This is a genomic window from Hafnia alvei, from assembly GCF_900095695.1.
Classification (GTDB): Bacteria; Pseudomonadota; Gammaproteobacteria; order Enterobacterales; family Enterobacteriaceae; genus Hafnia; species Hafnia alvei_B.
Genome location: NZ_FMIQ01000069.1, coordinates 25,477 through 36,527 on the forward strand (window position 1 = coordinate 25,477; position 11,051 = coordinate 36,527).

At 50.5% G+C, this 11,051-nt stretch carries 9 protein-coding genes; 3 read left to right on the forward strand and 6 right to left on the reverse strand.

The genetic code is table 11. From position 1 onward, the window contains the following. Positions 1-40: 40 nt before the first annotated feature. The 5 genes from ybiO to BN1044_RS18970 form a co-directional block, all read right to left on the reverse strand. Entirely contained in the window at positions 41-2,263 is a 2,223-nt protein-coding gene (ybiO, locus tag BN1044_RS18950) for a mechanosensitive channel protein (protein ID WP_072309986.1), read from the reverse strand. Between the two features lie 252 nt (positions 2,264-2,515). Further along, on the reverse strand, positions 2,516-3,238 hold the full coding sequence (gene glnQ / locus BN1044_RS18955) for a glutamine ABC transporter ATP-binding protein GlnQ (RefSeq protein ID WP_072309987.1): 723 nt from the start codon (positions 3,236-3,238) through the stop codon (positions 2,516-2,518). Then, the gene (gene glnP / locus BN1044_RS18960) at positions 3,235-3,903 is read right to left on the reverse strand and encodes a glutamine ABC transporter permease GlnP (protein WP_046459019.1); all 669 of its coding nucleotides are present in this window, start codon (positions 3,901-3,903) and stop codon (positions 3,235-3,237) included. The genes glnQ and glnP overlap by 4 nt, the downstream gene beginning before the upstream one ends. A gap of 255 nt (positions 3,904-4,158) precedes the next feature. Next, complete coding sequence (glnH, locus tag BN1044_RS18965; RefSeq protein WP_072309988.1) at positions 4,159-4,902, reverse strand: glutamine ABC transporter substrate-binding protein GlnH; 744 nt, start codon at positions 4,900-4,902, stop codon at positions 4,159-4,161. A 436-nt stretch (positions 4,903-5,338) separates the two neighbouring features. Continuing rightward, positions 5,339-5,767: a nucleotide triphosphate diphosphatase NUDT15 gene (locus BN1044_RS18970; protein ID WP_072309989.1), complete on the reverse strand. Its 429-nt coding sequence runs from the start codon at positions 5,765-5,767 to the stop codon at positions 5,339-5,341. 260 nt (positions 5,768-6,027) lie between these two features. Here BN1044_RS18970 and fruB point away from each other — a divergent pair, with 260 nt between their 5' ends. From fruB to fruA, 3 genes are read left to right on the forward strand one after another with little or no spacing between them, the layout of a single operon-like run. Continuing rightward, complete coding sequence (gene fruB, locus BN1044_RS18975; RefSeq protein ID WP_072309990.1) at positions 6,028-7,161, forward strand: fused PTS fructose transporter subunit IIA/HPr protein; 1,134 nt, start codon at positions 6,028-6,030, stop codon at positions 7,159-7,161. A gap of 2 nt (positions 7,162-7,163) precedes the next feature. Further along, positions 7,164-8,102 (forward strand): 1-phosphofructokinase, encoded by a 939-nt coding sequence (gene fruK / locus BN1044_RS18980; protein WP_025798139.1) that lies wholly within the window; start codon positions 7,164-7,166, stop codon positions 8,100-8,102. 14 nt (positions 8,103-8,116) lie between these two features. Beyond that, positions 8,117-9,805, forward strand: a complete 1,689-nt coding sequence (gene fruA, locus BN1044_RS18985; RefSeq protein ID WP_072309991.1) for a PTS fructose transporter subunit IIBC — start codon at positions 8,117-8,119, stop codon at positions 9,803-9,805. Positions 9,806-9,881: 76 nt separating this feature from the next. Here fruA and nfo read toward each other — a convergent pair whose 3' ends face one another. After that, entirely contained in the window at positions 9,882-10,739 is an 858-nt protein-coding gene (gene nfo / locus BN1044_RS18990) for a deoxyribonuclease IV (RefSeq protein WP_072309992.1), read from the reverse strand. Positions 10,740-11,051 lie beyond the last annotated feature (312 nt).

Consider the following 11,051-nt stretch of genomic DNA (forward strand, 5'->3'; position numbering starts at 1 on the left):
TCTTTAATGCCTCTCCAAATAGGAGAGGCATTCTTACCGATTATTTTTCAACGCTGTTGGCGTCGTTATGCGGTGGCAACAAAGCCTGTTGCTCCGGTGCCGCGTAGCTGATTTGAACATTTTGATGCGGCGTTTTAATTCCCGCCCGCTGGAAATGCTCTTTCACCAGTTTGTCTAACGCATATTGAATCGTCCACTGCTGCAGTGCAACGGTGCGGATTGTCGTGCGTAGGGTAAATGACACATCATCCAATTTCACTACGCCGTTAAATGCGGGCTCACCAATGAGTAAGCTTTTTAAACGCTGATCTTCGCGTAATTCAGCAACCGCCTGTTTCAACACCTCATTGGCTTTCTCAATATCTTCATCGCGACTAATCACGTAGTTGGCGCGATATACGCCGAATTCACGGGCATAGTTGGCAACGGTCGTGATCGACGAGTAGGGCACCAGATGATAAACGCCATAATCGTCCCGCAGGCCGATAGAGCGAATAGTCATGCGCTCGACGGTGCCGGTAATGCCGAATACGGTGACGTATTCACCGGTATTCATACCGTTTTCAAACTGGATGAATATGCCATTGATCACGTCTTTAACCAGCGTTTGCGCACCGAAGCTGACGGCAAGCGTCAGTGCCCCTGCGCCCGCCAGCAGTGGCGCAATGTTAATGCCGATTTGTGACAGAATAATCATCACGGTAATCGTGGTAATCACGATGGATAACACGTTGCGAAATAGCGTCAGCAGCGTACGTTCGCGTGCGCCGGGATGCTTCGGATTGTCCATTTCAAGGCTGAGCCGATGTTCAATCACGCTGGCGAGCAGCGTCCATCCCAGCACGGCAATAAACATGATCAGCAGAATATGAATCAAACCACCGATGATTTTTTCACCCGTTGGCGAGTCTAGCCAAGCGCGAAGGCCGAATATGTGCCATGCGTCGAGCAGGAACAGCAGGATCGCCACCACCACGATAAACCGCATGATTTGCAGCGCGCTAGGAATGTAGGAATTTACACGCCGTTCTAACATCGGGTATTTGAGCTTGATGTCGGCAGGCAGCGTGATGCGGCGCGAGATCCAACGGGTGAGCAGACCTGAAATAAGCGCCCCAGAGCCAACGACGATCAGGCTTTTAATCGTGGCATTCATCATGAAGGCGAGGCTGTTGCCAGGATCGAACTGTGAAAGTAAAAACAGAACCAGAAAATAGACGATGGCCAGAATATGCCAAATGTGCGAAAGCGCGTGCAAAAAAACGCCGAAAAAGGCCAGCGAGCGGTTACCGAGCGCGGTAATTTCTTTCTGTATCCGTAGCCGGTTGACCAGTATCAGGCTGATAGCATAAACGGTCAGAGCCAACATAATGCAGAAGTTCACCAGCACGGCAGATGAAGCCCCGAGCTGCACCTGAATAATAGGCACCACCACCATCAGCCCATAGCCGATGAGGCCGCTCAGCCATGCCAGCCGCGTATTCCAATATTTTGCGGTTGCGTCGCTAAAAGGAAACGGGCGTAGATAGTCAAATTTGGGTGCGAATATCAGGCGCAATATGGCTTTGAAAAACTCAATCAGGGCAAAGGCGTTTAGGAAAAGGGCTTGCTGGCGCATCGTTACCGGGCTGTTGGTTCCGAAGGCGGTCGCGATGATATTTCCGGCGGTGACACAAAATAGCAAGATCAGTAAATCAATAATGAACGCGCTGATAATTGCGGTTGGGCGTCGTGCCCAGTCTGCTCGCTTCTCACGCGCTTTGTGTCCCCAACTGCCAATCCGCTTATAAAACGGCGTGGCAAAAAAACGAATCGCTAAAAATAGCGCAAAGGTTACGGCGACGGTGAACAGGAAGTGGGTGAGGGCAGGCCAAAACGTTTGCGGATTAAACGCCTTATGCGGTGGCGATTTCAGTGCCGTAATTAACCGTTCCAATTTGCTTTGCGCAACGGTGAGATATCCTTGAATGCTGGAATCTAACTGGTCAGCAAAGGTTTCGTCGCGGGTTTCAGCAGGGACAGTGCTGGCACTTTTTTCTGCCAACGGTTTGCCGGTTTTGGCACTGTCACGCAGTTCAGCAATCAGCGCATCGCGGCTGGTGGCGTCAGACAAAATGTCAGCTAATGCTGAATAGGCCGTTTTGGGATCCGTTTCTTTTTTAGGTTCAACGGCATTCACGCTGGCTGAGCATGAGAATAAGAGAACGGTCAGTAAAACGAGGTATCGAGTAAAAGAGGGGATAAGGCGGGCTCCCTGTGACATAAAAAAGCTCCATTAAACAAGCGGAAAACAGGACTTGGTGATGGGACTTTGGGTGACGATATTGGATATCAACCCCTCGCTTACCGTTGCCGATAGCGGGGAAGCGTGAGCGTTATAACCTTAAGTATAGGAATAACGAGCAGATTTTGCTGAGTATTCGTGAGCGATTCGTGCGTAATCGAGGTGGTAATCAGATTTACATAAAAGAAAAGGGCGCTGGATGAGCGCCCTTGTACCTAGCGTGATGAGGTTTTATGAAACGTGCTGCAGGAATTCGCGCAGACGATCGCTTGGCGGGTTGGTGATCAACGCGTCAGGCTCACCGTCTTCGGTGATACGACCCTTATCGACGAAAATCAAGCGCGATGCCACTTTCTGTGCAAAGCCGATTTCATGAGTAACGATAACCATCGTCATACCTTCTTCAGCCAGATCTTTCATCACCGTCAGGACTTCATGACGTAGTTCTGGATCGAGCGCAGAGGTGGGTTCATCAAACAGCATCATTTTCGGTTTAACCGCCAGCGCACGGGCAATTGCCACACGTTGTTGCTGACCGCCGGAAAGCTCAGACGGATAGTGATCGGCACGTTCCGACAAGCCCACTTTCGCCAGCAGCTCGCGTGCGCGTTTTTCCGCATCGTCTTTCTTCATGTGACGAACACGGATTGGCCCAAACATCACGTTTTCCAGCGCGGTGAGGTGTGGGAACAGATAAAACTGTTGGAAAACCATGCCAGCTTCTTGGCGGATCAAACGCTCGTCGACTTTAGGATCGCTTACGTCCATGCCGTCGATAATCAGCTGACCCGCGCTTATCTCTTCCAGCTTGTTGATGCAACGCAGCAACGTTGATTTTCCTGAGCCCGATGGCCCGATAATAACTACCACTTCGCCCTGATTAATATTCAGGTTAATGTCATGCAGTACCGCAGTCTGACCGAAGCTTTTATCAACATGTTTAAATTCAATCATATTATTTTCAATCTTCTTTCCAGACGACGTAATACGTAGCTCAGTGCCAATGTGATGATCAAATAAATCACCGCGACTGCGCTCCAAATCTCCATTGCGCGGAAGTTACCGGCAATAATTTCTTGTCCCTGACGGGTCAGTTCGGCAACGCCAATGACGATAAACAGAGACGTATCCTTGATGCTGACGATCCACTGGTTGCCCAACGGTGGCAGCATGCGGCGTAATGCCAACGGCATGATGACATAACGCAGGGTATCGCGTTTAGAGAGGCCAAGGGCCAAACCGGCTTCACGAAAACCATTGTGAATAGAGAGCACTGCGCCACGTGTGATTTCAGCAATGTACGCGCCGGAGTTGATCATAATGGTGACCACTGCGGCGGTGAGCGGATCAATGCGAACCGGCATGAAAGCCTGCAGCATCATCGGCAGTGCGAAGTAGATGAACATTACCTGCACCACGATAGGGGTGCCGCGAATGAGCTCAATGAAGACCAGCGCAATGTGGTTGCTTAACCAGCCGCCATAGGCGCGGGCGAAACCTGCCACTAAGCCGATAACTAAGCCACCAAGCAAACCGACCACTGAAATCCACAGCGTCAGCTTGGCCCCTTCGAGCAGGATAGGAATAGCGTCCCAAATGGCGCTCCAATCAAACTGCATGTTGTATTCTCCTGGAAACTAAAAACAACCTACTAATAACAGCAATATGTTGCTATTACCCAAAATAATTCAAGTTGCTTAAAGGCGGCAAACCCGTGAATCCTCAGGAGCTTACTCAAGTAAGTGACTGGGATGAGCGGGAGCAGCCAACGCATAAGCAGCTTGAAGTATGACGGGTATAAATGGGTCAAAGTCTGGAGGCGCTAATGAGCCAGCGCCTCCAGAGAGTCAGGCTATATTTGTGTAATAACGAACTTATTTAGGTTCTACGCCAAACCATTTTTTGTAGATTTCATTGTAGGTACCGTTGTCACGCAGCGTTTTAAGTGCGCCGTTGACCTTTTCACGTAAATCGCTGCCTTTAGGGAAAGCGATGCCGTATTGCTGGGCTTCTAAAGAATCACCGACGGCTTTGAATTGGCCATGACCAGCGGTTTTGATGAAGTACAGAATATTTGGAGTGTCGTGCAGCACGGCGTCTGCGTTACCGGTGCCTAACTCAAGATAGGCATTGTCGATATTTGGGAACTGGCGTAGGTCTTTGGTTTTGATGTTGGCTTTCGCGTAATCAACACCTGCGGTTCCGCTTTTAACCGCGACGACTTTTCCGTTCAGATCTTTCACGCTTTTTACGTCGTTGTTATCTTTTTTCACCATAACCAGCAGGCCGCTGTTGTAATAGCCATCGGAGAAGTCGATCGCTTTTTTACGTTCGTCGGTGATGCTGATCCCCGCTAACGCCAAATCAACGTTACGAGTTTGCAGGCCAGGAATAATCCCGCTGAAATCCATTGGCTTGAGGGTATAAGACAGGTTCAGCTGTTTAGCAATCGCATCCCATAAATCGATGTCGAAACCAACGTATTTGTCACCATGCTTGAATTCAAAAGGAACAAATGCGGTATCGGTAGCCACGATAAGCTGTTTCTCAGCGGCATGAGAGCTCATGGCAAAAGCTAAAGCGAGAGCGGCTACAGATGCTTTAATTACAGATTTCATAAGCAAAAATTCCTTAAATTTCGGGATGGCCCATTTGTGTTTACTGGATTGGTAATGAAAGAATCATGCCAACTATTTATATTCTATGTATATCAAATGGTTATTGGATGTTGTGGGTGCGAATTAACCGATGGGTATAAGGTTAATCTGATATCTGCATTTTTATGGTGCCCCATTTTGGTGCGCCAGTGGCGCTCGTGGTGCACCGCAGTAGATTTAAGGGAAAAGTGTCGATTTCACAATCTAAATTTAACAATTTTGTTTCAGTTGTGATAACTAAATCTAACTTTTTCTGAGAGGAGGGAATTTTTCGCACTGAAAAAGTGCATTTTTGGGGCGGAAAGGGGCTGGCGAATGGAAAGCGATACGGCAAAGTCTGTGTTGAACCTACCGTAATCACTTTTCGTGTTTTGCATTGAGCGTGCGGTGATAAAACTTATTTGGTGATTGGCGAATGATAAAACTCACCGTTCAACCAAAGCTGAACACCGTTACGGCATGCTTCAAAGCAAGGTTCAGGCATACGCTGAGGGTTACACCAGCGCCACTGTTCACACTTTTCAGGCTCGCGCAGCTGGGGTTCGCCGCGCATATAGGTGGCGACCATAATCATTGATATATTATGAACGCCTTCGTCAATCCACGTGCCCAAGTTATTAGTCACGCCGATCAGACGAGGCTCAGCGACAATCAGCCCTGTCTCTTCTTCTACTTCTCGAATGGCGGCCTGCTCGAAAGTTTCGCCTTCTTCTAAGTGCCCACCCGGAATAGACCAGAAGGGCGCATGGCTACCGCAGCGTTTCCCTAGTAATATTTGCCCTTGTGGGTTCGCGATAATTACGCCAACGCCGACTTTAACTGTCATTGATACTCTCCATCAGCAAACTTCAGCAAATTATCTCAGCTTCATCGATTTAATAACAGCACTTCAGCAAAAGTGTGCTGTTCTTCAAAAAATAGAAAACTCCTTCTTCGAATATCTTGCTTATAAAAAGGCCAAAGGCCAAACTCATCGAAACGATTCAGCGTTGTATTCGATCTGTTATTGAAAATACAGCGCACTTTTTTCCAAAAAGAGCTGAAACGATTCAATCTTGAATTTTGCCCAGTGTGAGAGGAGCGTTTATGTTTCACCTGTCCCCACAAGATATTCATCTTGCCGCTACGGCAAGTAATAAAGAAGAAGCAATTCAACAAATTGCAGCAGCACTGACTCAGGCTGGGTACGTAAGCGAAGGCTACGTACAGGGCATGCTCAATCGTGAGAAACAGACCTCAACCTATCTGGGAAGTGGCATTGCGATCCCGCACGGAACCACCGACACTCGCGAAATGGTGCTGAAAACGGGGGTGAAAGTTTTCCAGTTCCCGCAAGGCGTTGAGTGGAGCGAAGGGCAAAGAGCCTACGTTGTGATTGGTATCGCGGCTCGTTCTGATGAACATCTGGCCTTGCTGCGTCAGCTGACGCATGTGTTAAGCGATGACAGCGTGGCGCAACAGATGGCGCAAACCACTTCAGCAGAAGAGTTGCGTAGTTTGCTGATGGGCGAAAGAAGCGTTGCGGCTTTCCGCTTTGATGCAACCATGGTGGCCTTAGATATTGCTGCTGACAGTTTGATGACGTTGCAAGCCATCAACGCAGGCCGTTTACAGCAGGCAGGCGCCGTTAACGCCGAGTTTGTCAGCGATGTGATTACCCGTGCGCCGTTAAATCTGGGCCAGGGTATCTGGCTCAGCGATAGCGCACTCGGCAATCAGGCAAGCGCCGCTGCGGCTGCGCGCCCGCAAACGCCTTTCGACGTGGACGGCGAGCAGGTTGGATTGTTGCTGACCGTAGCGATGGCCGATGCACAGCCTGAAGGCATGCTGGGTTATCTGAGTTCGCTGCTGCAAAACAACCAAGCCGATCGTTTGCTGAAAGCGGCTGATGCCGCGTCGTTGGTGGCTCTGCTGACCAGTGACGTTGCGGAAGAAGATTCCGTCGTCAGCGCTGAATTCGTGTTGCGTAATGAGCATGGTCTGCATGCCCGTCCCGGCACGCTGCTGGTTAATACCATTAAGAAATTCGAAAGTCAGATCACTGTCACCAATCTGGACGGCTCTGGCGTTCCTGCAAATGGGCGCAGCCTGATGAAAGTTGTCGCGCTGGGCGTTAAAAAAGGTCATCGACTGCGTTTCACTGCCAACGGTAGCGACGCAGCGCAAGCATTAGAAGCAATTGGTCAGGCTATCAATGATGGTCTAGGCGAAGGGGCATAAGAATGAGCAGAAGAGTAGCAACAATTACACTGAATCCGGCCTATGACTTGGTTGGCTATTGTGCGGAAATTGAACGTGGCGAAGTCAACCGCGTTCAGACCGCCGGTCTGCATGCCGCAGGTAAAGGCATTAACGTTGCCAAAGTGCTGAAAGACCTCGGTATTGACGTGACCGTAGGCGGTTTCCTTGGCAAAGAGAACCAAGACGGATTTCAGCAGTTGTTCAGTGAACTGGGCATCGCCAACCGTTTTCAGGTCGTTGCGGGCCGTACACGTATCAACGTGAAGCTAACCGAAAAAGACGGCGAAGTTTCCGACTTTAACTTCTCCGGTTTTGAAGTGACCAAGCAGGACTGGGAGCGTTTTGTTAACGATTCCCTAAGCTGGCTGGGGCAGTTCGATATGGTATGTGTCAGCGGCAGCCTACCGGCTGGCGTTGATCCAGATGACTTCACTGATTGGATGCGTCGTCTGCGTAGCCAATGCCCGTGCATCATTTTTGATAGTAGCCGTGAAGCGCTGGTTGCAGGGCTAAAAGCCGCGCCTTGGTTAGTGAAACCTAACCGCCGTGAATTAGAGATCTGGGCTGGCCGTGAATTGCCAACGCTGGATGATGTGGTGGGTGCCGCTCATGCCCTGCGCGATCAGGGCATTGCCCACGTGGTGATTTCTCTCGGTGCTGAAGGCGCGCTGTGGGTTAACGCATCAGGCGCATGGCTGGCTAAACCACCTGCCTGCGAAGTTGTTAGCACGGTCGGTGCCGGTGACTCCATGGTTGGCGGGTTGATCTATGGCCTGATGATGCGTGAATCCAGCGATCATACGCTGCGATTGGCAACGGCGGTGGCTGCACTGGCCGTAAGCCAAAGCAACGTCGGCATTTCCGATCGTACCCAGTTGGCCGCCATGATGGCGCGTGTTGACCTGAAGCCTTTTAATTAATTGAGGATGGCCACATGAAAACCTTATTGTTAACCGAAGGCGCTCAGGGACAGGCTCGTAGCTATCTCGCTAAGCGCATGCTGGAAAGTGTTGTAGCAAAACAGGATATCACGCTGGTTGAGGCGGCTCAGGATGCCGAGCTGATTGTTGTTATCGGTGATGAACAGCCTCAGGACGCGACGTTAAACGGCAAACGCCTGTTTGTCGGCAGCGCAGAAAAAGCGATTCGTGAACCCGAAGCGTTCTTGGCTCAGGCAAAAGCAGAAGCTCAGCCTTACCAGTTTGCTGACACGACGGTTGCTGCTCCAGCCAAAGGCCAAATGCGAGTGGTGGCGGTAACGGCATGTCCAACCGGCGTCGCTCATACCTTTATGGCTGCTGAAGCCATTGAAGCTGAAGCCAAAAAACGCGGTTGGTGGGTGAAAGTCGAAACGCGCGGTTCCGTGGGCGCAGGTAACGAAATCACACCAGAAGAAGTTGCCGCTGCGGATCTGGTGATTGTGGCTGCGGATATTGAAGTTGACCTGAACAAGTTTTCTGGCAAACCGATGTACCGCACGTCTACCGGCTTAGCGTTGAAGAAAACCGCGCAAGAGTTGGATAAAGCGCTGGTGGAGTCTGAAACCTTTACGGCGATGAAATCGACCTCGTCGACTTCTAGCAAGAAGAAAGAAAGCGCGGGGGCATATCGTCATTTGCTGACCGGTGTTTCCTATATGCTGCCAATGGTGGTGGCCGGTGGTTTGTGTATCGCGCTGTCGTTCGTGTTCGGTATTGAAGCGTTTAAACAGCAGGGCACGTTGGCTGCGGCGTTGATGCAGATCGGTGGTGGTTCAGCCTTCGCACTGATGGTGCCGGTGTTAGCGGGTTACATTGCATTCTCCATTGCTGACCGTCCGGGCTTAACGCCGGGCCTGATTGGCGGGATGTTGGCGGTAAGCACCGGTGCAGGATTCTTAGGCGGTATTATTGCCGGTTTCTTGGCGGGCTATGTGGCGAAAGCGATCAGCTCCAAATTGCATTTACCGCAAAGTATGGAAGCGCTGAAACCTATCCTGATCATTCCATTGGTTGCGAGCTTGATTACCGGTTTGGCGATGATCTACATCGTTGGCAAACCTGTTGCCGCGATTATGGAAGGCCTGACGCATTGGCTACAGGCGATGGGCACGGCTAATGCGGTGATCTTGGGTGCTATTTTGGGCGCGATGATGTGTACCGATATGGGCGGCCCAGTGAACAAAGCGGCCTATGCTTTTGGCGTGGCGCTGTTGAGTACTCAGACCTATGCACCGATGGCGGCGATTATGGCTGCAGGTATGGTGCCTCCGCTGGCGATGGGCTTTGCAACGTTGGTAGCACGTAATAAGTTTGCACAAAGTGAACGCGAAGGTGGCAAAGCGGCGCTGGTTCTGGGGCTGTGCTTTATCTCCGAAGGGGCAATTCCGTTTGCTGCGCGTGACCCAATGCGTGTTCTGCCTTGCTGTATCGCAGGTGGTGCGTTGACCGGTGCGCTGTCGATGTTCTTTGGGGCAAAACTGATGGCTCCACACGGTGGCCTGTTTGTATTGCTGATCCCTGGCGCAATCACCCCGGTTATTCAATATCTGATTGCGATTGTGGCCGGTACGCTTCTGGCTGGTGGTTTGTACGCGCTGCTGAAACGTCCAGACGTGGAAATTGCGGAAGAGAAATTAGCGTAACTCACCGTTATCGCTGATATGAAAATGGGTGCCCATGTGGCACCCATTTTTTTAGCTATACCTGAGCTCAGCGCAGTTATGCTGCCTGTTCTGCAGATTCTTGTTCTTTCAGCCAAGCAATTTCTTCGGCCCAGATATCAGGATTAACGGTTTCTAATATCAGCGGAATTCCGTCAAAGCGCGGATCGCGCATGATCCAACTAAAGGCCGTTTTGCCAATGTTACCTTCACCTAAGCTGTGATGGCGGTCGACACGGCTGTCGAAGGCGCTCTTCGCATCGTTAAGGTGCATACCGCGCAGGTAGTTAAAGCCAACGATACGCTCAAAGTGAGCAAAAGTTTTGCTGCACTCTTCCTCGGTACGTAAATCGTAACCGGCAGCAAAGGCGTGGCAGGTATCAATACAAACGCCGATACGCGATTTGTCTTCTACACCATCGATAATGGCGGCCAGATGTTCGAAGCGAAAGCCGAGGTTGCTGCCTTGACCTGCGGTATTTTCAATAACCGCAGTGACGCCCTGCGTTTTATCCAAGGCAATATTGATAGATTCAGCGATGCGTGCGAGGCATTTATCTTCATCAATTTGCATCAGATGGCTGCCCGGATGGAAGTTGAGTAGTGTCAGCCCGAGCTCAGAGCAACGCTCTAATTCGTCGATAAATGCTTCACGCGATTTCTCTAATGCTTCTTCAACGGGATGCCCAAGGTTAATAAGATAGCTGTCGTGCGGCAGAATTTGCGCAGGCTGATAGTTATATTGAGCACACGCAGATTTAAATTTATCGATCACGTCGCTGCCAAGCGGGGCGGCTTTCCACTGGCGCTGATTTTTGGTGAACAGCGCAAACGCCGTTGCATTTAATTCGTGTGCACGAATGACGGCCTGATCAACGCCGCCGGAGGCACTGACATGGGCTCCAACAAATTTCATTTTTTTCTCCTCATTTTGGGAGGCATTATGGCATTGATGGGGAGGCGAATGAATAGGGGGGGTAGGTTACGTCTGTCTAAAATCCTGTATTCTATCTGGGCATCGTGCAGGCGTCCGAGCAAGGCAGTTCAATTGCTGTTATAGCTTGGGCGTGGTGAAAAGTTACGTCCGCCTATTATACCGAGTTCTGAATATACATTGTGCAGGCGTTCGTGTTCGAGCAAGGCGGCTCAATCGCCTTTGTAGCTTAAGTGTGGTGTAAAGTTACGTCCGCCTAAAATTCCGAATTCTACCTGTGCATCTTGCAGGCGT